Source organism: Pseudoxanthomonas sp. Root65, assembly GCF_001427635.1.
In the GTDB taxonomy this organism is placed as follows: domain Bacteria; phylum Pseudomonadota; class Gammaproteobacteria; order Xanthomonadales; family Xanthomonadaceae; genus Pseudoxanthomonas_A.
The window spans coordinates 695,834-718,114 of the sequence record NZ_LMHA01000001.1; the positions used below are offsets into that span (position 1 = coordinate 695,834).

At 67.8% G+C, this 22,281-nt stretch carries 23 protein-coding genes; 12 read left to right on the forward strand and 11 right to left on the reverse strand.

Features of this window, described 5'->3' with window-relative positions:
- Positions 1-31 precede the first annotated feature (31 nt).
- The 10 genes from ASD77_RS03135 to ASD77_RS03180 all read left to right on the forward strand — a co-directional run bounded on the left by ASD77_RS03135 (position 32) and on the right by ASD77_RS03180 (position 10,736).
- On the forward strand, positions 32-889 hold the full coding sequence (locus tag ASD77_RS03135) for a 2-keto-4-pentenoate hydratase (protein WP_055937171.1): 858 nt from the start codon (positions 32-34) through the stop codon (positions 887-889).
- Entirely contained in the window at positions 886-1,881 is a 996-nt protein-coding gene (locus tag ASD77_RS03140) for a TRAP transporter substrate-binding protein (RefSeq protein WP_055937173.1), read from the forward strand. The genes ASD77_RS03135 and ASD77_RS03140 overlap by 4 nt, the downstream gene beginning before the upstream one ends.
- A 9-nt stretch (positions 1,882-1,890) precedes the next feature.
- Positions 1,891-2,409, forward strand: a complete 519-nt coding sequence (locus tag ASD77_RS03145) for a TRAP transporter small permease (protein ID WP_055940968.1) — start codon at positions 1,891-1,893, stop codon at positions 2,407-2,409.
- A gap of 3 nt (positions 2,410-2,412) precedes the next feature.
- Positions 2,413-3,693 (forward strand): TRAP transporter large permease, encoded by a 1,281-nt coding sequence (locus ASD77_RS03150; protein ID WP_055937176.1) that lies wholly within the window; start codon positions 2,413-2,415, stop codon positions 3,691-3,693.
- Complete coding sequence (gene pelA / locus ASD77_RS03155; protein WP_055937180.1) at positions 3,693-4,835, forward strand: pectate lyase; 1,143 nt, start codon at positions 3,693-3,695, stop codon at positions 4,833-4,835. The genes ASD77_RS03150 and pelA overlap by 1 nt, the downstream gene beginning before the upstream one ends.
- Positions 4,836-4,845: 10 nt before the next feature.
- Positions 4,846-6,435, forward strand: coding sequence for a family 43 glycosylhydrolase (locus ASD77_RS03160; RefSeq protein ID WP_055937183.1), 1,590 nt, complete (start codon positions 4,846-4,848; stop codon positions 6,433-6,435).
- 50 nt (positions 6,436-6,485) lie between these two features.
- Positions 6,486-7,541, forward strand: coding sequence for a LacI family DNA-binding transcriptional regulator (locus tag ASD77_RS03165; RefSeq protein ID WP_055937186.1), 1,056 nt, complete (start codon positions 6,486-6,488; stop codon positions 7,539-7,541).
- 228 nt (positions 7,542-7,769) lie between these two features.
- The gene (kduI, locus tag ASD77_RS03170) at positions 7,770-8,618 is read left to right on the forward strand and encodes a 5-dehydro-4-deoxy-D-glucuronate isomerase (protein ID WP_055937189.1); all 849 of its coding nucleotides are present in this window, start codon (positions 7,770-7,772) and stop codon (positions 8,616-8,618) included.
- A gap of 116 nt (positions 8,619-8,734) precedes the next feature.
- On the forward strand, positions 8,735-9,493 hold the full coding sequence (kduD, locus tag ASD77_RS03175) for a 2-dehydro-3-deoxy-D-gluconate 5-dehydrogenase KduD (protein WP_055937192.1): 759 nt from the start codon (positions 8,735-8,737) through the stop codon (positions 9,491-9,493).
- 118 nt (positions 9,494-9,611) lie between these two features.
- Entirely contained in the window at positions 9,612-10,736 is a 1,125-nt protein-coding gene (locus ASD77_RS03180; protein WP_156383445.1) for a GDSL-type esterase/lipase family protein, read from the forward strand.
- Positions 10,737-10,803: 67 nt separating this feature from the next.
- Here ASD77_RS03180 and ASD77_RS03185 read toward each other — a convergent pair whose 3' ends face one another.
- The 6 genes from ASD77_RS03185 to ASD77_RS03210 form a co-directional block, all read right to left on the reverse strand.
- The gene (locus ASD77_RS03185) at positions 10,804-11,274 is read right to left on the reverse strand and encodes a hypothetical protein (protein WP_156383446.1); all 471 of its coding nucleotides are present in this window, start codon (positions 11,272-11,274) and stop codon (positions 10,804-10,806) included.
- Positions 11,275-11,315: 41 nt separating this feature from the next.
- The gene (locus ASD77_RS03190; RefSeq protein ID WP_055937197.1) at positions 11,316-12,038 is read right to left on the reverse strand and encodes an HAD family hydrolase; all 723 of its coding nucleotides are present in this window, start codon (positions 12,036-12,038) and stop codon (positions 11,316-11,318) included.
- A 124-nt stretch (positions 12,039-12,162) separates the two neighbouring features.
- Complete coding sequence (locus ASD77_RS03195) at positions 12,163-12,453, reverse strand: hypothetical protein (protein WP_156383447.1); 291 nt, start codon at positions 12,451-12,453, stop codon at positions 12,163-12,165.
- A 40-nt stretch (positions 12,454-12,493) separates the two neighbouring features.
- Positions 12,494-12,799 (reverse strand): hypothetical protein, encoded by a 306-nt coding sequence (locus ASD77_RS03200; protein WP_055937204.1) that lies wholly within the window; start codon positions 12,797-12,799, stop codon positions 12,494-12,496.
- 123 nt (positions 12,800-12,922) lie between these two features.
- The gene (locus ASD77_RS03205) at positions 12,923-13,294 is read right to left on the reverse strand and encodes a hypothetical protein (RefSeq protein WP_055937207.1); all 372 of its coding nucleotides are present in this window, start codon (positions 13,292-13,294) and stop codon (positions 12,923-12,925) included.
- A gap of 204 nt (positions 13,295-13,498) precedes the next feature.
- A complete protein-coding gene (locus ASD77_RS03210; protein ID WP_055937210.1) occupies positions 13,499-13,894 on the reverse strand; it encodes a hypothetical protein in 396 nt (131 codons plus the stop codon).
- 167 nt (positions 13,895-14,061) lie between these two features.
- Between ASD77_RS03210 and ASD77_RS03215 the strand changes: the two genes are divergently transcribed.
- Positions 14,062-14,697, forward strand: coding sequence for an NAD(P)H-binding protein (locus tag ASD77_RS03215; protein WP_055937219.1), 636 nt, complete (start codon positions 14,062-14,064; stop codon positions 14,695-14,697).
- A 9-nt stretch (positions 14,698-14,706) separates the two neighbouring features.
- Here the strand turns inward: ASD77_RS03215 and ASD77_RS03220 are convergent, their stop codons facing one another.
- The 3 genes from ASD77_RS03220 to ASD77_RS03230 all read right to left on the reverse strand — a co-directional run bounded on the left by ASD77_RS03220 (position 14,707) and on the right by ASD77_RS03230 (position 16,598).
- Positions 14,707-15,153 (reverse strand): DUF4920 domain-containing protein, encoded by a 447-nt coding sequence (locus tag ASD77_RS03220; protein ID WP_082563096.1) that lies wholly within the window; start codon positions 15,151-15,153, stop codon positions 14,707-14,709.
- A 48-nt stretch (positions 15,154-15,201) separates the two neighbouring features.
- Positions 15,202-15,708, reverse strand: coding sequence for a hypothetical protein (locus ASD77_RS03225; protein WP_055937225.1), 507 nt, complete (start codon positions 15,706-15,708; stop codon positions 15,202-15,204).
- Between the two features lie 104 nt (positions 15,709-15,812).
- On the reverse strand, positions 15,813-16,598 hold the full coding sequence (locus ASD77_RS03230; RefSeq protein WP_055937228.1) for a lytic transglycosylase domain-containing protein: 786 nt from the start codon (positions 16,596-16,598) through the stop codon (positions 15,813-15,815).
- A 154-nt stretch (positions 16,599-16,752) separates the two neighbouring features.
- Between ASD77_RS03230 and ppa the strand changes: the two genes are divergently transcribed.
- The gene (gene ppa / locus ASD77_RS03235; RefSeq protein ID WP_055937232.1) at positions 16,753-17,307 is read left to right on the forward strand and encodes an inorganic diphosphatase; all 555 of its coding nucleotides are present in this window, start codon (positions 16,753-16,755) and stop codon (positions 17,305-17,307) included.
- Between the two features lie 66 nt (positions 17,308-17,373).
- Here ppa and ASD77_RS03240 read toward each other — a convergent pair whose 3' ends face one another.
- Together ASD77_RS03240 and ASD77_RS03245 are read right to left on the reverse strand one after the other, a co-directional pair.
- On the reverse strand, positions 17,374-19,224 hold the full coding sequence (locus ASD77_RS03240; protein WP_082563097.1) for a sulfotransferase: 1,851 nt from the start codon (positions 19,222-19,224) through the stop codon (positions 17,374-17,376).
- Positions 19,225-19,370: 146 nt separating this feature from the next.
- Positions 19,371-22,229 (reverse strand): TonB-dependent receptor, encoded by a 2,859-nt coding sequence (locus ASD77_RS03245; RefSeq protein ID WP_055937237.1) that lies wholly within the window; start codon positions 22,227-22,229, stop codon positions 19,371-19,373.
- Positions 22,230-22,281 lie beyond the last annotated feature (52 nt).

Sequence of the window (22,281 nt, forward strand, 5' to 3'; positions counted from 1 at the left end):
AGTGCAACAAAACGGAGCGGGGAGAACCCACTTGAGTAACGACCACAACGCCCTCGCCGATGCACGCGCCGCAGCTCCCGCATTGGCCGCCGTGGCCGGCAGTTTCGTCGCTGCGCGCCGCCAGGGCCGTGCTTTGCCCGACTTTCCCGGCGACATCCCGGATGACCTGGTCACCGCCTATCGCGTGCAGGATCTGGCGATCGCGCACTGGCCGGACCGCGTGGTCGGCTGGAAGGTCGGCTTCATCGCGCCCGAGCGGCGCGATGCGTCCGGGGACGAGCGACTGCTCGGTCCGATCTTCGCCCGCCAGCTACAGATGACTACCGGTGGTCAGTCCACGTTCGAGGTGTTCTCGGGCGGCTTCGGTGCGGTGGAAGCGGAGTACGTCCTGCGCCTGGACGCCGACGTTCCGGCCGACAAGCACGACTGGACACCGGAGGAAGCCGCGGCCGTGCCGTCCACGCTGTTCATCGGCATGGAAGTGGCCAGCAGTCCGCTGGCGACGATCAACCAGCTGGGCCCGCGCGTAGTCGTGTCGGACTTCGGCAACAACAATGGCCTGGTGATGGGTGCCGAGATCCCGGACTGGGCCGACCGCAGCGATGCCTCGCTGACTTGCACCACGTCGATCGACGGGCGCCAGGTCGGCCGTGGTGGCGCCACCACGTTGCCCGGCGGCCTGCGCGCGGCGTTCGCGTTCGCGCTGTCGCGCTCGGCGCGCCGTGGACGGCCGCTGAAGGCCGGCGACCTGATCGCCACCGGCAACGCGACGGGCATCCACGACATCCTGCCGGGCCAGCAGGCGCTGATCGAGTTCGATGGCCATGGCAGCATTGCCTGCGTCGCGACCGCCGCGACGGCGAAGGACGAAGGGGACTGGCGCGCATGATGAACCGTCGTCGCTTCCTGGGCACCGGCCTCGGGGCCGCGATCGCCCTTCCGCTGGCGGGCAGCCGGGCCTTCGCCGACGAGGGCCGGCACGTGCTGACCGCGACCGACGTGCACGTGAAGGACTATCCCACCGTCGAAGCCGTGCGCTGGATCGGCGAGACGATGGCGCGCGAAACCGGTGGACGGGTGACGCTGCGCCAGTACCATTCCGGCCAGCTGGGCCGCGAGTCGGAAGCCATCGACATGGCGCGCTTCGGCGCCATCGACATGACACGCGTGTACGCCGGCGCGCTGAACAACGCATTCCCGCTGACCCAGGCGCTGTGCCTGCCCTACGTGTTCGATTCGGTGCCGCACATGCGCCGCGCGATGGACGAAGGCGTGGGCAAGGCCGTGCTGGACGGCTTCTCCCGCCGCGGGCTGGTCGGCCTGGCGATCTACGACTCCGGTGCGCGCTGCTTCTACAACGCACGCCGCGCCATCGAGAAGCCCGCGGACCTGCATGGCATGAAGATCCGCGTGCCGGTGTCGGACATCTTCATCCGGATGCTGCGACTGTTCGGCGCCAACCCCACGCCGCTGTCGCTGGGCGAGGTGTTCTCCGGGCTGGAGACGCGCATGATCGACGGCGCCGAGAACAACATCCGCAGCTTCCATTCCAGCCGGCATTTCGAGGCGGCGCAGTACTGGTCGCAGACCAACCACTCCTACGCACCGGACGTGCTGCTGGTATCGCAGCGCACGCTGGATGCGCTGCAACCGCGCGACCGCGAACTGCTGGTCGACACCGCGCGCCAGTCGGTAGGCGTGATGCGCACCCTTTGGGATGCCTCGGAGGCCAAGGCGCGCGACGCGGTATTCGAAGCCGGCGTGAAGCACAACGAGGCCGATCTCGATGCGTTCGCGCAGGCGTCCCAGCCGTTGCTGTCCCAGTACCGCAAAGACCCGGCGATCGACGCCCTGTACCGCCGCATCCGCGACCTGGCCTGAGGACCGATGATGTCAGAAGAAACCACGCCGCCTCCCGCCACGCCGCTGCAGCGCGGCCTGGACGTGCTGTCCAACACCGCCATCGCCATCGCCGTCGCCGCGCTGCTGGGCCTCGTCGTCGTGCAGGGCTGGCAAGTGATCGCCCGCTACGTGATCAACGACTCGCCGAGCTGGACCGAGCCGGTGACCGTCCTGCTGCTGACCACCGCCATGAGCCTGGGGGCCGCGGCAGGCGTTCATACGAACCGCCATTTCGGCTTCTTCCTGCTGGCCGACGCTGCCGCCCCCCGATTGAAGAAGCTGCTGCACGCGGTATCTCCGCTGGTGATCGCCGCGATCGGCGCGGTGATGGCTTACTGGGGTGCGGTGCTGCTGTTCGACGGCCTGGACATCCGCATCGCCGGGGCTCCGATGCCGCAGAGCATCGGCTACCTGCCGCTGTCGTTGGGGGGCGTGCTGATGGTGGTGTTCGCCCTGTACCGACTGCTCCTGGTGCTGCGCGCGCCGCTGACCGACGAGGCCCGCTGAGCCATGGCGATCACCCTGCTGTTCTCGATTTTTGCGATCCTGCTGCTGATCGGCGTGCCGGTCGCCTACGCCCTGGCGGCCGCCTCGCTGGCCACGCTGTTCTACCTGGACCTGCCCAGCATCGTGCTGGTGCAGCAGATCTCGTCGGGCACCGGCTCGGCGTCGCTGATCGCGATTCCTCTGTTCATTTTCGCCGGCGAGATCATGCTGCGCGGTGGCATCTCGGAGCGCCTGATCAGCCTGGCCGCCTCGCTGGTCGGCCGCCTGCGCGGCGGCCTGGGCCAGGTGAGCATCCTGTCGTCGCTGTTCTTCGGCGGCGTGTCGGGCTCGGCGATCGCCGACGTCTCGGCAGTGGGTGGCACGATGATCCCGCAGATGGTGAAGCGGGGGTACGACCGCGACTTCGCCGTCAATGTCAGCATCACCGCCGCACTGGTGGCGCTGCTGGTGCCGCCTTCGCACAACCTGATCCTGTTCTCGGCCGCGGCCGGCGGTGGCCTGTCCATTGCCGACCTGTTCGCCGCCGGCATCGTGCCCGCGCTGCTGATGACCGTCGTGCTGATGTTCACGGGATGGGCGGTGGCCTGCAAGCGCGGCTACGGCACCGAACCGTTCCCCGGCATGCGCGCGGTGATGCTGCGACTGGTCGCGGCACTGCCCGGCCTCGGCCTGGTGGGCCTGATCTTCTTCGGTATCCGTGCGGGCATCTTTACCGCGGTGGAGAGCGCCGCTATTGCGGTGGTCTATGCGCTGCTGGTGACGAGCGTGCTGTACCGCCAGCTGTCGCTGAAGGAGTTCTTCGCCACCGTGACCCACGCGGCGCGCACCACCGGCGTGATCCTGTTCGTGATCGCCACCGCTGCCGTGTTCGGCTGGCTGCTGGCCTACCTGCAGGTGCCGGCTGCCGCCGTGGACGCGCTGCAGTCGATCGCCCACAGCAAGTACACGGTGCTGCTGCTGATCGTGCTGGTGCTGCTGGTGCTCGGCACGTTCATGGACCTGGCGCCGATGATCCTGATCTGCACGCCGATCTTCCTGCCGGTGGCAAAGGCCTACGGGATCGACCCGATCCACTTCGGGCTGGTGCTGGTGCTGACCGGCGGTATCGGCCTGGTAACGCCACCGGTGGGCTCGGTGCTCTTCATCGGCACCGCCATCGGAAAGATCACCATCGCGCAGAGCATGCGCACGATCTGGCCGTTCTGGCTGGCGGGGCTGGCGGTACTGATGGTGGTGACGCTGTTCCCCGAACTGTCGCTGTGGCTGCCGCGGGCGATCAAGTAATGAAGCGCCTGCGCGCTCGCCTGCTCTGCGCCGCCGTATTGGCGGTGACCGGATCTGTGGGCACCGCCACAGGGGCGGAGACGCCCTCGCTGGACGGCTTCGAGGATGCCATCCACCACTGGCGCAACGTGCACGGCGACCAATACCCCCGTCATGCACCGGACGAGGTCGCGAAGATCGCCGACAACATCCTGCGCTACCAGCGTACGGACGGTGGCTGGATCGAGAACCAGGATCCTGCCCGCATCCTGGATGAGGCGGAGAAGGCACGCTTCGATGCCGAGGCGCGCAAGTCCGGCGGCAGTTTCGACAACCGCAACATCTACACGCAACTGGACTACCTGGCCACGGCGTATGCGATCACCGGCGATGCGCGCTATCGCGACGGCAGCCTGAAGGGCATCGCGTTCACGCTGGCCCAGCAGATCCCGTCGTGCGGTGGCTGGCCGCATACCGTACCGGCCACGCAACCGTATCACCCGCACATCACCATCGCCGACGACGTCACGGCCGGCGTGCTGGGCACCCTGCGCAAGGTGGTGTCGGATACGCGCCGCTATGCGTTCGTCGATGCCGCCTTGCGCGCACGCGTGCAGACGGCGATCGATGCCGGCGACGCCTGCCTGCTGCGCCTGCAGGTGCGGCAGGGCGACACGCTGGCCGGCTGGGCGGGCCAGTACGACGCGCGGACCCTGCTGCCCGCCCAGGGACGGAAGTTCGAGCTGCCGTCCATCGCGGGGCAGGAGACCGTCGGCGTGGTCCGCTACCTGATGTCGATCCCGGATCCCTCGCCCGCCGTTGTCGCGGCCGTGGACGGCGCCGTGGCCTGGCTGCGTCGCGTCGAGATCACCGGCTGGCGCATCGAGACCTTCGACGCGCCGGCGGAACAGTTCCAGTTCCACAGCAGCGCGAAGGACCGTCGCCTGGTCGCCGACCCCTCCGCCAGCGGCCTGTGGGCGCGCTTCTACGATGCGAACGACAACAGCGTGGTGCTGGCGACGCGGGACAGCGTGCGGGTCACGCGCTACGAGGACATTCCGCGCGAGCGCCGCACCGGCTACGAGTGGTACGGCAGCTGGCCCAAGCGGCTGCTGTCGACCGAATACCCGCAATGGACATCGCAACACGCGTCGTCGAAGTAGAGGATTCCTGATGGCAATGAAGTCGTGGATGATCGCCCTGTGCCTGTTCGCCCCCATGGCAGCGCTGGCGGAAGACGGCCAGCGCGAGCCGGCATGGAAGCGCGGCATCGAACACCAGCGTCAGGCGGACCTGGGCGACGGCACCTTCCTCAATCCCGTGCTCGCCGGCGACCGCCCCGATCCGTCGGTGCTGAAGGACGGCGACGACTACTACCTCACGCTGTCCTCGTTCACCGCCTATCCCGGCCTGCCGGTATGGCATTCGCGCGACCTGATCAACTGGCAGCCGGTCGGCCATGCCATTACCAGGAACGTCGGCTCGATCTGGGCGCCCGACCTGGTCAAGCACCAGGGCCGTTACTACATCTACTTCCCCGCGCGTGTCGGCGGAACGGAATCGCCCCGCCGCAGCAACTTCGTGGTGTGGGCCGACGACATCCGCGGCCCGTGGAGCGAACCGATCGACATCGGCCTGCCCGGGCACATCGACCCCGGCCATGCGGTCGGCGAAGACGGCAAGCGCTACCTGTTCCTCAGCGCCGGCGACTACGTGCAGCTTGCCGACGACGGGCTGAGCACCGTCGGCGAGGTGAAGCACGTCTACGACGGCTGGCGCTATCCGGAATCGTGGGACGTGGAAGGCTATGCGCAGGAAGGCCCGAAGATCACCTTCCGCAACGGCTGGTACTACATGATCACCGCGGTCGGCGGCACCGCCGGTCCACCGACCGGGCACATGGTGATCGTCGCGCGCTCGCGCTCGATCCACGGGCCGTGGCAGAACGCGCCGAACAATCCGGTGGTGCGTACCACCTCGCGCGAGCAGTACTGGTGGTCGCGCGGCCACGCCACGCTGGTGGAGGATGCCGGCGGCCAGTGGTGGATGATCTACCACGGCTATGAGCGCGACTTCTGGACGTTGGGCCGGCAGGCGCTGCTCGACCCGATCGAATGGACTGAGGACGGCTGGTTCGTCGCCAAGGGCGGCGACCTGAGCCAGCCGCTGCCCAAGCCGGCGGGCGAGGCGCTTTCGCCGCACGGCATGGCGCTGTCGGACGACTTCCGCAGCGGCAAGCTGGGTCCGCAGTGGGCGTTCTACGATCCGGCACCGGGCGAAGCCGCGCGGCTGGGCGTCGGCGACGGCGTGATGACGCTGCAGGGCAAGGGCACCTCGCCGCGCGACAGTTCGCCGCTGGGCGTCATCGCCGGCGACCTGGCCTACCAGTTCGAGGTGGAGATGGAGGTCGAACCCGGCGCGCAGGGTGGCGCCGTGCTGTTCTACAACGACCGCCTGTATGCCGGCGTGGGCAGCAATGGCGAGCAGTTCGTCATGCACCGTTACGGCCTTGAGCGCCCCGGCAAGCTGGCGCCCAGCGCCCGGGGCGGCAGGCTCTGGCTGCGGGTGAAGCACGACCGCCACATCGTCACGATCCATACCAGCACCGACGGCAGCACCTGGACCAAGTATCCGGTGCAGATGGAAGTCTCCGGCTACCACCACAACGTCGCCGGCGGTTTCCTGGCCCTCAAGCCGTCGCTGTACGCCGCCGGCCAGGGCAAGGTGCATTTCCGTAATTTCCGCTATCGCGCGCTGGATTGATCCCCAGCCGCTAGAATCCTTCCGACCGACGAACGGACCCGCCCCGCCCCATGCCCGCGCGCAAGAAGCCCGAAACCCCCGCTGCCCTGACCACCGGTGGCAAGGCGGCGACCATCAACGACATCGCGCGGCTCTCCGGTGTCTCCAAGAAAACCGTCTCGCGCATCATCAACCACTCGCCGCTGGTCCGTAAGGACACCCGGGAGAAGGTCGAGACGCTGATGCGGGAAGTCGGCTACGTGCCCGACCCGATGGCGCGCGGCCTGGCGTTCCGCCGCTCGTTCCTGATCGGCATGGTGTACGACAATCCGACCGCGCAGTACATCGTCAACATGCAGTACGGCGCGCTGGACGCGTTGCGCGATTCGGGCTTCGAGCTGGTCGTGCATCCCTGCGACAGCCGCAGCCCCGGCTATATCGACGGCGTGCGCCGCTTCGTGCAGCAGCAGAAGCTGCACGGCGTGATGCTGGTGCCGCGCGCGTCGGAAGACCAGGCGCTGGCCGACATGCTGGCCGAGATCGGCTGCCGCTATTCGCGCATCGCCTCGGTGTCGATGGACACGCCCGCGCGCATGGTGGTCACCCACGACCGCGACGGCGCGGCGGAAGCCGCCGAATACCTGCTGTCGCTCGGCCATACCGACATCGCTCTAATCACCGGGCCGGCCGCGTACCGTTCGTCGATCGAGCGCACCGACGGCTTCGTGCAGGCGATGGCCAAGCGCGGCCTGGAGATTCCGAAGTCGCGCATCATCGAAGCCGGCTACACCTTCGAGTCCGGCGTGGTCGCCGCCGAGAAGCTGCTGTCGGGCAAGAACCGTCCCACCGCCATCTTCACCGGCAACGACGAAATGGCCGCCGGCGTCTACAAGGTCGCCATGCGCGCCGGCATCAACATACCGCGCCAGCTGTCGGTGGTCGGTTTCGACGACAGCCCGCTCGCCTCGCGCCTGTGGCCCTCGCTGACCTCGGTCCGCCGCAACACCCGCGACACCGGCCGCACCGCCGCCGCCATGCTGATCCAGCCGGAAGGCACGCCGGTGCTGGCCGCCGCCAGCATCCGCCCGCACCTGATCATCCGCGACTCCTCGCAGCCGCCGGAGTGAAAGGCCGGGAATAGGGAATGGTGAAGAGGGATTAGCGCCTTCAAACCACCGGGAAGTGCCGGTGCAGCCTTCCCGCCCCTTCTGTTTCCCATTCCCTACTCCCGATTACCCATTCCCGGCCTCCTGCCGCACCGCAAAATGACACCGGTTACCAGAGGCCGTAGAATCGCCCCACGACCTTCCCCGACGCCCCGTTCCCCGGGCGTCCGCATCCACGGAGCCCCGCCCATGTTCTGCAAGACCTACCACGCCACCCACCCGGACATGATGGACGGCGCCAGCAACGACCAGCTGCGCGACCGTTACCTGATCGGCAACCTGTTCGTCGCGGATACGGTGCAGATGAACTACTCGCACAACGAGCGGTTCGTGATCGGCGGTGCGGCCCCGGTGTCGAAGAAGGTCGACCTGCCGCGCCAGACCGAGCCCGCCTCGGCCGCCGGCAAGCCGTTCCTGGAGCGTCGCGAGCTGGGCGTGATCAACGTCGGCGGTGGCGCGGGCAAGGTCACCGTCGACGGCACGACCTATGCGCTCGGCCCGAAGGACGGCCTGTACGTGGCGATGGGCAGCGCCGACGTGGCGTTCGAGTCCGATGACTCCGCCAACCCCGCCAAGTTCTACCTGACCTCGACGCCGGCGCATGCGCGCTTCGAGACCAAGCAGCTGTCGATCAAGGACGCCGTGGCGCTGGAGCGCGGTGCGCTGGAAACCAGCAACGAGCGCACGATCTACCAGTTCATCGTGCCGGCCACCTGCCAGTCCTCGCAGTTGCTGCTTGGCTTGACCGTGCTGAAGACCGGCAGCGTGTGGAACACCATGCCGCCGCACCTGCACGACCGCCGCAGCGAGGTGTATTTCTACTTCGACCTGGCCGACAACGACCGCGTCTACCACTTCATGGGCGAGCCGGACGCACAGCGCCACATCGTGGTGCAGAACGACGAAGCCGTGGTGTCGCCCCCGTGGTCGATCCACATGGGTTCGGGCACCAGCAACTACGCCTTCATCTGGGCGATGGGTGGCGAGAACCTGGACTACACCGACATGCACGTGCTGGACATCTGCCAGCTGAAGTAACCGACATCGCGTAGAGCCGGGCGTGCTCGGCTGAACCACCATCCGAAACCGATGTACCCAGCGCAGCGGAGCATGCTCCGTTCCACCAGAAGCGCACCACACCGAGGGAATCCACGATGGCAAGCAATCCGTTCAGTCTCGAAGGCAAGATCGCGCTGGTCACCGGCGCCAACACTGGCCTGGGCCAGGGCATCGCCGTGGCGCTGGCCGAAGCCGGTGCCGACATCGCCGCCGCCGGTATCGTCGAAGCCGCCGAGACCGGCGAGAAGGTGCGCGCCCTCGGTCGCCGCTTCCTCAACCTGGAAGCCAACCTGATCAGCATCGATCCGGTCGAGCGGCTGGTGAAGGAAACCGTCGAGGGCCTGGGCGGGCTGGACATCCTGGTCAACAATGCCGGCCTGATCCGTCGTGCCGATGCCGTGGATTTCAGCGAAAAGGACTGGGACGACGTGATGAACGTCAACATCAAGTCCGCGTTCTTCATGTCGCAGGCCGCCGGTCGCCATTTCATCGCGCAGGGCAGCGGCAAGATCATCAACATCGCCTCCATGCTGTCGTTCCAGGGCGGCATCCGCGTGCCGTCGTATACGGCGTCCAAGAGCGGCATCGCCGGCATCACCCGGCTGCTTGCCAACGAGTGGGGCGCCAAGGGCATCAACATCAATGCCATCGCACCGGGCTACATGGCCACCGACAACACCGCGCAGCTGCGCGCGGACGAAGACCGCAACAAGGCGATCCTCGACCGCATCCCGGCCGGCCGCTGGGGCGAGCCGTCGGACCTGGGCGGTACGGCGGTGTTCCTGTCCTCGCGCGCGTCGGACTACGTTAACGGCGCGGTCATTCCGGTCGATGGTGGCTGGCTGGCGCGCTGACGCGCAGCGAACCTCGGTAAGGGATGCTGTGGGAGCGACGTCAGTCGCGAAATGGGTATCCCGATCCGTCATCGCGACTGACGTCGCTCCCACAGGAGACCGGTCGAGGAGACCACTGATGATGTTGCGCTGGCTTGCCACGGTGTCGCTCTTCGTCTGCTGTGCGTTCGCTTACGCCGCACCCCCGCGCCAGGTCTTCATCGCCGGCGATTCCACCGCCAGCCACTACGGACCCGAGCGCGCACCGCGCGAGGGTTGGGGCCAGCAGTTGCAGTCGTTCCTCGATGAGGACGCCTACGTGGTCCGCAACCATGCCCAGAGTGGACGAAGCTCGCGCAGCTTCGTCGCCGAGGGCTGGTTCGACGGCATGGCGAAAGAGATGCGTGCCGACGACGTATTGTTGATCCAGTTCGGCCACAACGACGAGAAGATCGAGGACCCGACCCGCTACAACGAGCCGCAGCGCGCGTTCCCGGCGTGGCTGATGCGCTATGTCGAACTGGCGCGCAGCAAGGGCGCCACGCCGATCCTGGTGACGCCGGTGGCGCGTCGCAAGTTCGACCGCGGGCAACTCCTCGATACGCATGGCCTGTACGCACAAGCGGTGCGCGACCTGGCGCAGCGCGAACAGGTGGGCCTGGTCGACCTGACCACCCTCAGCATGGACTGGCTGCGCGCGGCCGGCGACGACGCCAGCAAGGCGTACTTCATGCACGTGCCCGCGCAGGATCAGCAGGACGACACCCACTTCCAGCAGCGCGGCGCGGTGATGGTGGCCTGCATGGTGGTGGCCGGCTGGAAGCAGGTCCACCCGTCGCTCGCCGCGCACGTGAAGCGCGACACCGACTGCGGGGCGCCAGGCACGGCGCTGTCAGACCGCAAGGCACAGGCGCATCCGTCATTGATCGCGAACGAGCGCGAGATCGCCATCGAGCAGCCCGGACCGCATGGTGGCGCGGGCAGCACCACGGCGTATCCCTTCTTCAAGGAAGCACCGGCGCTCGGCTTCGAGTTCCGCAAGCGCGTCCTTCACCGCGGCGCCGGCATCGGCCTGCACCAGCACCACAAGGACGAGATCTACTATGTGCTGGGTGGCCGCGGCATCTACGAACTGGACGGCGTCGCACGCGAAGTGCGGGCCGGTGACGCGATGTTGACCCGACCCGGCAGCGCCCACGCCATCCGCCAGCACGGCGAGGACGATCTGGTGCTGCTGATCATGTACGGGAGGAAGCAGGAGTGAGTGGAGAGAAGTGAGGAGTAAGCGGAAGCCTGCTTTTACTCACTCCTCACTCCTCACTTCTCTCCACTCACTTCTCAGCCCCAGGCGCTGGCCGATCCCAGCGTCGATAGGTCGCTGCGAGCGCACTGCGCAAGCGCCGGTACTGCGCGCTTCCCGGCTCTGCCTGAAGGCCGGCGGCGACGGCCTTCCATCCGCCTTCGTGGTCGCGCGACCACTCGCGCACGACCGCACGGCAGGGCTGCCCGACGATCTGCGCCAGCGCGCAGGCCATGAAGATGTCGCCGGCGGTCCAGTCGGGTTGCTGCTGCATCGCTTCCACGTAGGCGCGCGGCACAGCGTAATAGCGGGCCATTTCGTCCGCGAACGCGGCGGGATAACGGCTTGCGTAATCGTTGATGTCGGCCAGATGCCGGTCCACCGATGCATCACCGCTGGCAGGCGTATAGGCCGCAGCCGGGACATCCTGCGCAGCCGCAGACACGCCGGGCACCCCGGCAAGGCACCACAGCAGGACAGCCATCGGCAGCGCGCGTTTCACCGTGCCATTGTGCCCCAGCCTCGCCATGCCTGCCTGCACGCTCAGGCGTCGGGCGTCGCTTCGATCCTGGCGACCGCATCCACCAGTTCGCCGGCGTTCTGCACCACGTGCAGGCGCGGCGCATCGGCAGCGACGCCATGCTCGGCCTCCAGCGCCCAGGTGACGTGGTAGGGCATGTGGATGCCCCAGCCGCCCAGTGCGAGCACCGGCTCGATGTCCGAGCGCAGCGAGTTGCCGACCATCGCGAAGTCCGAGGGCGCCACCTCCAGCTCGCGCAGCACGCGCGCGTAGGTCGCCTGGTCCTTCTCGGACACCACCTCGATGCGATGGAACAGGTCGGCCAGGCCCGACTGCGCGATCTTGGCTTCCTGGTGGAACAGGTCGCCCTTGGTGATCAGCACGATCTCATGGTCGGCGGCGATGCGCTCGACCGCGTCGCGGATGCCCGGCAGCAGGTCGACCGGATGCTGCAGCGTGGCGCGCCCGATCTCGATCACGCGATGCAGGTCGTGCGCACTGATCCGTTCGTCGGTCACCTGGATCGCGGTTTCCAGCATCGACAGCGTCATGCCTTTCACGCCGTAGCCGAAGATCTTCAGGTTGCGGCGTTCGACTTCCAGCAGGTGCTGGTGCGTGCGCGCATCGGCGAGATCGACATAGGTGCCGAGGATCGCCTCGAAGTCCGCTTCTGCCTGCCGGTAGTAATCCTCGCTCTTCCAGAGCGTGTCGTCGCCGTCGAAGCCGACCCATCGGATGCGCGCCATCGGATACCGTCCTTCCCTTTCTGCGAAGGCCGCGAAGGATAGCAGCCACGCCTTCGTACACGAAGACGGCCGCCCTCTTCAGGGCGGCCGTGGGGTGATCGACGCGTATCGACAGTGTCGACTATCAACCGCCCGTGCTGGGCGGTGGCGTGGTGCCATCCGCGGGTGGCGGCGTGGTCTCCGGCGCGTTCGGGTTGGCCGGCGGCGGCAGCGTCGAGTCGGTGGGCGGTACCGACGGATCCGTCGGCGTGGGGGCCGGCGGCGTCATGTTGTCGGTGGGCGGCGTGGTCTCCACCGGCTCGGGCGGGCTCGGCGGCGGGGTATCTTCCGGTTCCGGGCCGCAGGCCGTCATCAGGCCCGCGCTCAACAGCGCCAGGCCAAGGCCCATCGTCAGTCTGTGGGTAGAAGGCTTCATGGGTTCCTCCATGCGTTCGTTCGTGGGAGAGGGTGGTGCGTCAGGGCGTGCCCTGCAGATGTACTGCGTACTCTTCTGGGCTCAGGCGACCATCGGCATCCTTATCCAGCGTGCCGAACACCTGCGCCAGGGGCGGATCGACCGCTGCTTCGTCCTTGCTGATCGCGCCATCCGCGTTCTGGTCGAGCTCCTCGAACGTGCGCGGTGCGCTGGTGGGCTCGGCGGCGGATGCAGCGGGCCGTTCCGTGCGCTCGGCGGCATCCTGCGCCTGTGCCAACGGCACGATGGCGAAGGCCAGTGCGATGGTCAGGCCACGCCAGGACAGCGTCTTCCGGGTCGTGCTCATGGATGCCTCCAGTGGGATGGGTGTGGGGAAGTGGAAGGGGCGGCACGAGAGGCCGCCCCTTCAGGAGGGCGACGGCGGCGCATCACGCAGCATGCGCGGCGTCACCCCGTGTGGCGGCGATGCTTACTTCTGCTGGTCGCCGTAGTTCTTGCTCACGAACGCCTTGTACTCGTCCGCGGTCAGCGAACCGTCGGCGTTCGCATCGGCCTGGTCGAACACCTGGCTCAGGCCCGGGTTGGCGGCCGCCTCTTCCTTGCTGATGTTGCCATCGGCGTTGGTGTCGACGTCAGCCCAGCCCTGCTTGGCCTGGGTGGCACCAGCGTCGGTGCTCTGCGTCGGCGTGGTGGCCGAGCCCGTGGCCTGTTCGGCGCTCTGCTCGGTCTGCTGCTCCTGCATGCCGTCGTCGGTCTTTTCCTGCGCGAAGGCCAGCGGCATGGCCAGCGCGGCGCTCAGGGCGACCAGGGCGATCAGCGGCTTGCGGTTGTTGTTCGTCATGTCAGTGCTCCGTTCTGTGGGAGTGCGTCCGATTGCGCACGGCCCCACCTTGCCGCCGTCGTTCTGAACGAAATTTGCGGCGCGACATGAACGTGCACGCGTGCTTAACCACGTGGATTCCGCCATCGGCTAGCCCGGTGTTAGGCGCCCGTGAGCACCGCGTCTGCGGCGCGTGGAATGCGTGATGCCGCGCCAGCTTTGGTGTTACGCATCCGTTTTTTCGGTGCTTTTCGTCGATGCGGCGTCATCGGTTTTTTTGCTGAACCATTGCCAACCCAGCACCACGCCGGTCAACGCGCCGGCGATTTCCAGCACGACACGCGAGCCCAGACCGTCGGGATCGTGGATGCCCTGCAGCGCGATGCGCGCGTAGAGCGGCGATTCGAGTCGCGCGATGCCCAGGTAGAACATGTTCCAGATGTCCACGCCTGCGCCGATGACCACGGCGGACAGGCACGACCAGCCAATCGCATGACCCATCGACCAGCGCATCCGCACGCACAGCGCATTCCAGAACAGGAAACACAGCAGGCCGATCATCAGCGCGATCAATCCCGCTTCCAGCGCTCCGAGCACACCGTAGTGGAGCGGCAGGTTCATCGGCCGGTGTCCATGGCAAGGGTCGAAGCCGGCGCGGCGAGGCGGTGCATGCAGGAATTCCGTGTGATCGGGCCACGCCCGTCGTGGCAGGGTAACCGATGCCGTGCACTCCTCCGGCAGCGGGACTGGCAAGATGGCACCGTCTTCCCGCCGGTGAGGCATATCCCATGACCCGTCTGATGCTGGCCGGTGCCACCGGCCTGGTCGGTGAGGCCGCCTTGCAGCGCGCGCTCGCTTCCCCGCGCGTGCTGCAGGTGGTCGCGCCCACGCGCCGGCCACTCGCGCCGCATCCCAAGCTGGTGAATCCGGTGGTGGACTTCGACACGCTGCCCGCCGACGCCGACTGGTGGCGCGTGGACGCCGTGGCGTGCGCACTGGGCACGACGATCCGCGATGCCGGCTCGCAGGACGCCTTCCGCCGGGTGGATCACGACTATCCGCTGGCGATCGCACGGCAGGCGCATGCACACGGCGCCACGACGTTCGTGCTGGTGTCGGCGATGGGGGCGGATGCGGATTCGCGCCTCTTCTACTCGCGCACCAAGGGCGAGGTGGAACAGGCGCTGGGCGCCCTAGGTTTCGCGTCGCTGACGCTGCTGCGGCCGGGACTGCTGGGCGGCGAGCGCAGGCAACATCGCGGCGGCGAACGGATTGCGTTGCGCGTGATGGGCGCGCTGGACGGGGTGCTGCCGCGGCGTTACCGCATCGTGCCGGCGGAACGGGTTGCCGATGCGCTGCTGCAGGCGGCGCTGCATGCGCCGCGGGGCAGGCACGTCGTCGCTTCCGAACGCCTGCTCGCCTGACCAGACGGGTCAGGCGCCGGGATCGTCGGCCAGTACCTGCACGCCGTCGGCGACGATGCGGTACTCCACGGCCGGCACCGCCGCGCCGGAGGTTTCCTGCGCGGTATGCCGCTGCGCGTCCGGCGACAGTTCGACCCGCGACAGCACGCCATGGACCTGGGCCTGGCCGCGTACGTCCTTGGGCACATAGAAGTCGTGGTCGCCAAGCAGCACGCGGGCACCCTGCCCTTCGTCTTCCAGCATCACCCAGCAGCCCTTCTTCTGGCAGACATCGACGACGCGGCCGCTGAACACCCTGGCCTGTCCCACATGCGAAGCAGGATCGGCCAGTGCGCTGGCCAGCGGCACCACGGGACCGGTGGGCAGGTCGGCGCCGAACTTCTCCCACTGCGCCGTATCCGACGCCAGTCCCGTGCCCGCGAAGAACAGCATTCCCGTGATCGCCCAACGACGCATGCGCCCGTCCTCTTACGGTGTGGTGGCGATGATACGTCGCGGTCGGCGCTACTGCAGCAGGCCGTGCGGCAGCACCTGCAGGCGCGCGACGCCGGGGGTCGCCAGCACCGCCGCCGTGGCCTGCTCCAAGCGCGCATCGTCCTCGTCGTCGATGACCAGCAGCACCTGCCCGGCCTCGAGCTGCGCCTCGTAGTCGCGACGGACTTCGCTGGGCACCGCCGAGCCGGCGAGCGACGCCGCCCACATGCCCACGCAGCCGCCGATCGCCACGCACACGGCCACGCCGGCAGGGTGGATACCGACTGCAGGCACCAGCATCGCGGCGCCGCCCAGCAGCAGGCCGAGCACCGCGCCGCCCACCAAGCCACGCAAGGCGGCCTGCTTGAAGTCGGTCGGGGCGGCTTCCTTTTCGTGGTCGGGCACGTCACGGACTTCGGTCTCCGGACGCCCGATCAGGGCGACATGGTCGGGGGCGATGCCCGCGCCGACGGCACGCCGCAGGGCGGCTTCGGCCACGGCGACGGAGGGGGCGCTGAATACGCGGCGGTGCTTCATGGCGATCTCCTGCCCGGCAGACGAAGGCCGGGCCACCGTTACACGCTAGGCGCGCGGCTGCGGACGCGAGGTGAAGGTGGACGCCGGCGCAGCCGACGTGCCGCTCAAAGTGCGGGGCGTTCCGGCGCCTGCTTGCGGCCCAGCGCGCGCAGGTACAGCTCGTACAGCGCGGTGACCTTGGAGACGTATTCCTGCGTTTCGGCATAAGGCGGTACGCCGCCATAGCGCGACACCGTGCCGATGCCCGCGTTGTAGGCAGCGGCCACCAGCGTCAGGTCGCCCTTGTAGCGCTTCATCAAGAGGCCCAGGTGGCGCGCACCGGCGTCGATCGACTGGCTGGAGGAGAACGGGTCGGCCACGCCGTATTCCTTTGCCACCTCCGGCATCAGCTGCATCACACCCATCGCGCCCTTCGGCGACACCGCCTTGGCGTCGAAGTCGCTTTCCGCGTGTGCCACCGCGCGCAGCCAGGCGTCGTCCACGCCGGTCCGGCGCGACGCGGCCTTGAACTCGCTCGGGTAGCGGTCCAGCCGCGGTTTGCCCACCCGGCCCAGGCCGGGATGCGCCGGCTCGCCGGGCGGGGTCTGCACGGTGAACTTCAGGTACGGCGTGGAACCGGGCAGGTTGCGGGTGGAATACACCTTCTGCCCGTCCTGCTCGCGCTCGTACAGCGTGCCGCTGAACACGCCCATCGATCCCCACAGGTTGGGCGTGCTGACGGCGTTGTCGTCGATCTCCTTGGCCGTGCACTTGGAGCCGGGCTCCGGCGCGGTGGCCAGGCTGACCGTCCCGCCCTGCACGCATCGGTACACCGTGCGCGCGGCCGCGTCCGGGCTGGCAAGAGCCAGCCCCGTCAGCAGCAGAGCGGCGGCGGCACGGAGAAGCGTCATGGGCGGCGGATTCTAGGCCCGGCAAGCTGAAGGGCACCCTGAATCACGCGCCCGGCGCCGACGGCCGGCCAGTCCGGCCCGGGCGCTGCTGCGCCGCAGCAGCCAAGCGCGTAAAATGCCGGCCCTCAATCACCGCACCCCCTCGGAGCACGCAATGGGCCTGGATCTGGTCAGCGCCGGCAAGAACCCGCCGGACGAAATCAACGTCATCATCGAGATCCCCAAGGATGCCGAGCCGGTGAAGTACGAAGTGGACAAGGCCAGCGGCGCGATCTTCGTCGACCGCATCCTCTCCACGCCCATGCGCTACCCCTGCAACTACGGCTACGTGCCGCACACCCTGTGCGGCGACGGCGACCCGGCCGATGTGCTGGTGGTGCTGCCGCTGCCGCTGATCCCGGGTTCGGTGATCCGCTGCCGTCCCGTGGGCGTGCTGCGCATGAGCGACGAAGCCGGTAGCGACGAAAAACTGCTGGCCGTGCCGGTCGACAAGGTGTTCGCCGGCTACAGCCACATCAGCGACATCGACCAGGTCAGCCCGCACTGGCTGGAGCGCATCGGCCACTTCTTCGAGCACTACAAGGATCTGGAGAAGGGCAAGTGGGTCAAGCTGGACGGCTGGGGCAATGCCGCCGAAGCCAAGGCCGTGCTGGTCGACGCCATCGCCCGCCAGGCCGCGCAGCCGGAAGACGAGAAGCACAAGTTCTGAGCCCCGGCGCGGCAACGCGCTCGTGGACGAGAAGGCCGCCCTGGGCGGCCTTCTTTTTTGCCGGTTTCAGACGCCGGCCGCGCGCGCGGCGCGTTCGACCGTGTCCTTCCACTGCACCAGACGCGGCTCGATCTCCTGCGCATGCCGGCGCCACTTGTCCGGGTCCGGCTGCGACAGCGTGTAGCGCGACAGCGGCAGCTGCGCCCCGAGTTCGCGATCCCACGACCAGCCGGCGAACCCGCTCAGGCGCACCGCTTCTCTCTGCGGATCCTGCAGGAAACGTCCGTAGTCCACCGCGATCCAGTCCTCCGGCGGCAGCGCCTCCAGGTCGTCCAGCATCAGCCGCGTCGCGGTCTCCCACTGGCTCGCCACGATCTCGCCGAGTGCCTGTCCGTTGAGTGCCCGCCAGCCCGGCGTCAGCAGGAAGGACCACATGGGACCCTCCCAGCCCGGCAGGTTGTACATGCGGAAGCGGCCCGACTGCCAGCCATCGATCATGCTGCCCCACACCTGCCGCGGATCGCGATGCAGGTAGACGAACTTCGCGTCGGGGAACACGGCTTTCAGAAACGGAATACGCAGGGCATTCTTCGGCGTCTTCTCGAGCATGCGGACGGTGGCACCCGACCCCGGCGCGTTGCCCTCGCGGTCGCGCAGCGCCTCGAAGAAGCGCCCGCGCAATGCCTGCACGACATCAGCCGTGGCATCGGCGCGCGCCAGCCGGTTGGAGTGGAACTCACGCTGCGACGGCGCCAGGCCCTCCACGCCTTCGATCAGCTGATGGCTCTCGTCGCCGATCGTGTACACCCCGGGCGCCGCCGCCAGCGTTTCGAACAGCAGCGTCGAGCCCGACCGTGGTGGGCTGACGATGAAGACGGGGCGATCGAAGGACGGGGCGCTCGCGGCAATCTGCCGGTTGTCCTTGCCGCCGTCGGCCAGCGGCCGGGCGCCATGCGGATCGAGCAATGCGGCGGCATCGGCGTCCACGGTCAGCGCCATGCTGAAGATGTGCGCCTTCAACGCGGGCAGCAGGCCGAGGCCGTTCTGCAGGCGGACCTGGGCCGCGCCGGCCTGCGCGATGGCGGCTTGCACGTCCTTGAGCAGCTCACGGTAACGCGGAAGTCCCGAAGGCTGGTCACCATGACAGGCCCACACGCCATGCCAGTGGCGCGCGAACCGCGTCAGCACGGCATGGATCGCGGGCACCTGCGGGCCCCGCTCGGCTTCGCCGATCAGGAAGCCGATGCACTCGCGCAGTTCCCACGGCGTCATCACCGGGGAGGCATTGAACGACTCGTAATCCAGCGTCGCCCGGTGCCCGGCGGATGGCGCGATCCTGCGGGGCGCCCATCCCGGCTCGCGCCGCTCCGGCGTCCGGCCTTGTTCCAGCAGGTTCCAGAAGCCGACGCCACCGACCGTGTCGGCCACCAGGTGGATGCGCGTTTCGTTGCCCTGATTGAGCACCCGGTGATGCCGCCAAGTGTCGAAGATCCAGCATTCGCCCGCGGCCATGTTGACCTCGTCCTCGCCGCACTGGAAACGCACCGACGGCGTGGTGACGATGGGCACGTGCACGCGCATGTGTTCGCGCCAGTAATAGTTGATGTCCACATGCCCGGTCACTTCGGACTGGCCGGACAGGCGCATCAGGCGCGAACGCCCCCAGGTGGCGCCCAGCGTTTCCAGCACCTGCATCAGGTACGGCAGCCGCTCCAGCCATGGCGTCGGCCGCATCGCCCCGGTCACCTGGTCGCTGTCGGGATCGCCGCCCGTGGTGATCAGCGGCAACGCGCTGTTGCCGGGGATGCCGCCGGGATGCGAACGCCAGTGCGCCTCGTCGATGGCCGAGATCTCGCGCGCGAGCGCGCCGGCATCGAAGCTCAATGGCAACTGGATGAAGGGCGCGGGGAGTTTCATCGAAGACGGGCGTCAGCCCGGAAGCGGGCCGACCGATCATAGCAACGGCCGCGCACGGCGCCGAGCGCGCCGAGCGGCATCTCCGGAAAGCACGACGGCCCCTTGCGGGGCCGTCGTGGTCAAGCATCAGACTGCCGATCCTGCGATCAGAAGCGCTGGGTGTACTTCACGTACAGGAAGCGGTCGTAATCGAAACCGCCGTAGTAGGCGAAGTCGCTGTGGCGGTACGCCGAGTTCGAGAACATCAGCGGACCCTTGTGGTCGAACACGTTGTTGGCGCCCACGGCGATCGTGGCATTCCACGGCGCCTGGTAGCTGACCTGCATGTCGTGGAACGTGTTGGAGCCCACCTTGCGGATCGCGTCCGGTTCGCCGTTGGCGATGTGGTCGGGTTCCGTGCAGGGACGCGCCGTGACGCAGCTTTCCTTCATGCCCGAGTAGTAACGGGCCGTCCAGTTGACCGCGAACGCACCCAGCGACCAGTCGACGCCCAGGTTCGAGCGCAGGCGGAAGATGCCGGAGTTGCCCACGTTGCCGACGATGATCTTCTCACCGGCCGAGTTCTCGGCCTCTTCGTCGTACACGCTGGTGTAGGACGAGGTCCAGTCGAACGCGATCTTGCCGAACGACTGTTCCGGCAGGGCGTACTTCACGCCCAGGTCGAAGCCTTCGGTCTCCATCGCACCCAGGTTGGCCAGGCCGTAGAACAGGTTGGTGATGTGGCCGTCGTCCGCACGCACGATGCCCTCGCAGCGCGCGCTGTTGCCCAGCACGTAGCAGTCGCGCAGGATGCGGTCGACGCTGTCCGAGATGATCATGTTGGTCAGCTCGTAGCGGTACCAGTCCAGCGAGATGTCCAGGCCCTGCACCCAGCGCGGCGACCACACCAGGCCCACCGTCTTGCTCTTGGAGGTTTCGGGGACCAGCGCCGGGTTGGAACCGGTGATGAACTGGTCAGGCGTGGCGCACGGGTAGGTCGTGCAGGGCACCAGGCCCTGGCCCAGCTGCACGTAGCCCAGCGGGACGCCGGCGCCGGTGCAGGCCGCATTGCCGTTCACGCTGTTGACCGCGCCGGTACCGCAGGGATCGGTGTAGTTCTCGAAGCTCGTGCCGATGCCGCCGTACAGGTTGTCGATCGTCGGCGCACGGAAGCCCTCGGCGTAGGTGCCGCGGACCAGCAGTTCGTCGATCGGACGCCAGGTGAAGCCGAACTTGCTGTTGATGGTGTCGCCGAAGTTGCTGTAGTCGGAGTAGCGGCTGGCCATGTTGATGGTCAGCTCTTTCGCGAACGCCACGTCGGCCAGCAGCGGGATGTTCAGTTCGAGGTAGACCTCATCGACCGAGTAGTCGCCTTCGGTCGTGGTCGCACCCAGGCCGGTGCTTTGGCCCGATTGCGCGAACGCATCCGGCACGAAGCGGCCCTGCTCCTTGCGGTGCTCGACGCCGACCGCGATACCCAGATCGCCGGCCGGCAGTTCGAACAGCGAACCGGACAGGTTGGCGGTGTAGCTGGTGGTGCGGGTCAGGCCCGTGTCGGTGAACCACGGGAACAGAAAGCGCTGCAGGTCCGGATCGGCGAGCGAGCCCTGGCCTGCCACGCCGTAGGGCAGCAACGGGTTCCACGGGCGGCAATCCGACAGCGGCGTCGGATCGGCGGCGCTGCCGCACTGGGCGATGCCGTCGGCATTGATGAAGGACGGGCCCAACGCCTGCTCCGAGGCGATCAGGCTCATGTCGCCGTGCGCACGCTTGGTCGACTGGTTGCGGTTGATCAGCGCACCGACATCCCAGTCCCAGGTCCTGCCCGCGACTTCGAAGAAGCCCGAGAAGCCACCGGCGAAGCGGTAGGTTTCCAACTCGCTGTCGGTCGTGCGGGGCACTTCCCAGAGGCGACGGCGGAAAGTGGTGTCGCCCGGCATCGGGTTGAACGCGCTGTCGGCCGACAGCGGGGTGCCGAACGCGGCCGACTGGTACGGATAACCGGCGATCTGCTGCTGGGTGGAGCGGTGGTTGTACAGCACGTCCGCGTTGAACGAGACGTTGTCCGTCACGTCGTAGTTGGCGTTGACGAACACCGAACGGCGCTCGATGCCCGTGGACAGGAACATCTGCTGGTTGGCGTTGGCGTTGTAGTCCGCGGTGTGCACGACGTAGTCGGCGCGATTGGCCGGGTTGCCACCGGCACGCAGCGTGTACCACACGGCCGATGCGGCCGGCGAGCACGGGTCGCAGAAGGAGCCGTTCTGGCTGATCGGACTCCAGCCCGAACCCGGGTAATCCGGACCGGCATTGCCGTCCTTGGAGAACCAGCGGTCGGCGGCGGAGATCGGATCTTCCTTCGAGTATTCGACCGACAGCGTGACGCCGCCACGATCACTGGCCGAGCCTACAGTGAAGGAGTACTGCTTGACGTCGCCATCGCCTTCACCGGTCTGGCCGATGTAGGCCGAAGCCTCGGCGCCTTCGAAGCGCTTGCGCGTGATCACGTTGACCACGCCGGCGATCGCGTCGGAGCCGTAGATGGCCGAGGCGCCGTCCTTCAGCACTTCGATGCGGTCGATCGCCGACATCGGGATCTGGCTGAGATCCTGGTAACCACCGGTGGTGGCGCCCAGGCGGCGGCCGTTGACCAGCACCAGCGTGCGGGTGGCGCCGAGGTTGCGGATGTCGACGTAGTAACCGCCCACGTTCTCGCCCGAGGCCAGCGCTTCCGAACGAGCGATCGCCGGGGAGCCGGCGGACGTCAGGTTCTGCAGCACGTCGGCGACCGACGTGAAACCCTGCTTCTCGATGTCTTCACGCCCGATCGTGATGATCGGCTGCTGCGTTTCCATGTCGGCGCCGCGGATGCGCGAGCCGGTCACTTCCAGGCGGTCCAGCGTGGTCGTGCTGGACGTCTCAGCGGTGGCTTCCTGCGCGCTGGCGAACGCCGGGATCAGTGCGATGGCGATACCGGCCGGCAGCATGCCGACCCGCATCGCGCGACGCGAATTGCGGTGGTTCATTCAATCTCTCCTCAGAGGAACGTGTTGCGTTATGGGCGTGTTAAAACGCCTT

Bases quoted from the DNA above. Each gene is read 5' to 3' on its own strand.
- ASD77_RS03220 (WP_082563096.1), bottom strand. From the start codon at position 15,153: ATGCGTCGTTGGGCGATCACGGGAATGCTGTTCTTCGCGGGCACGGGA.
- pelA (WP_055937180.1), top strand. From the start codon at position 3,693: ATGAAGCGCCTGCGCGCTCGCCTGCTCTGCGCCGCCGTATTGGCGGTG.
- ASD77_RS03180 (WP_156383445.1), top strand. From the start codon at position 9,612: ATGATGTTGCGCTGGCTTGCCACGGTGTCGCTCTTCGTCTGCTGTGCG.
- ASD77_RS03150 (WP_055937176.1), top strand. From the start codon at position 2,413: ATGGCGATCACCCTGCTGTTCTCGATTTTTGCGATCCTGCTGCTGATC.
- ASD77_RS03240 (WP_082563097.1), bottom strand. From the start codon at position 19,224: ATGAAACTCCCCGCGCCCTTCATCCAGTTGCCATTGAGCTTCGATGCC.
- ASD77_RS03230 (WP_055937228.1), bottom strand. From the start codon at position 16,598: ATGACGCTTCTCCGTGCCGCCGCCGCTCTGCTGCTGACGGGGCTGGCT.
- kduD (WP_055937192.1), top strand. From the start codon at position 8,735: ATGGCAAGCAATCCGTTCAGTCTCGAAGGCAAGATCGCGCTGGTCACC.
- ASD77_RS03165 (WP_055937186.1), top strand. From the start codon at position 6,486: ATGCCCGCGCGCAAGAAGCCCGAAACCCCCGCTGCCCTGACCACCGGT.
- ppa (WP_055937232.1), top strand. From the start codon at position 16,753: ATGGGCCTGGATCTGGTCAGCGCCGGCAAGAACCCGCCGGACGAAATC.
- ASD77_RS03190 (WP_055937197.1), bottom strand. From the start codon at position 12,038: ATGGCGCGCATCCGATGGGTCGGCTTCGACGGCGACGACACGCTCTGG.
- ASD77_RS03225 (WP_055937225.1), bottom strand. From the start codon at position 15,708: ATGAAGCACCGCCGCGTATTCAGCGCCCCCTCCGTCGCCGTGGCCGAA.
- ASD77_RS03245 (WP_055937237.1), bottom strand. From the start codon at position 22,229: ATGAACCACCGCAATTCGCGTCGCGCGATGCGGGTCGGCATGCTGCCG.
- ASD77_RS03145 (WP_055940968.1), top strand. From the start codon at position 1,891: ATGTCAGAAGAAACCACGCCGCCTCCCGCCACGCCGCTGCAGCGCGGC.
- ASD77_RS03215 (WP_055937219.1), top strand. From the start codon at position 14,062: ATGACCCGTCTGATGCTGGCCGGTGCCACCGGCCTGGTCGGTGAGGCC.
- kduI (WP_055937189.1), top strand. From the start codon at position 7,770: ATGTTCTGCAAGACCTACCACGCCACCCACCCGGACATGATGGACGGC.
- ASD77_RS03205 (WP_055937207.1), bottom strand. From the start codon at position 13,294: ATGACGAACAACAACCGCAAGCCGCTGATCGCCCTGGTCGCCCTGAGC.
- ASD77_RS03140 (WP_055937173.1), top strand. From the start codon at position 886: ATGATGAACCGTCGTCGCTTCCTGGGCACCGGCCTCGGGGCCGCGATC.
- ASD77_RS03160 (WP_055937183.1), top strand. From the start codon at position 4,846: ATGGCAATGAAGTCGTGGATGATCGCCCTGTGCCTGTTCGCCCCCATG.
- ASD77_RS03210 (WP_055937210.1), bottom strand. From the start codon at position 13,894: ATGAACCTGCCGCTCCACTACGGTGTGCTCGGAGCGCTGGAAGCGGGA.
- ASD77_RS03195 (WP_156383447.1), bottom strand. From the start codon at position 12,453: ATGAAGCCTTCTACCCACAGACTGACGATGGGCCTTGGCCTGGCGCTG.
- ASD77_RS03200 (WP_055937204.1), bottom strand. From the start codon at position 12,799: ATGAGCACGACCCGGAAGACGCTGTCCTGGCGTGGCCTGACCATCGCA.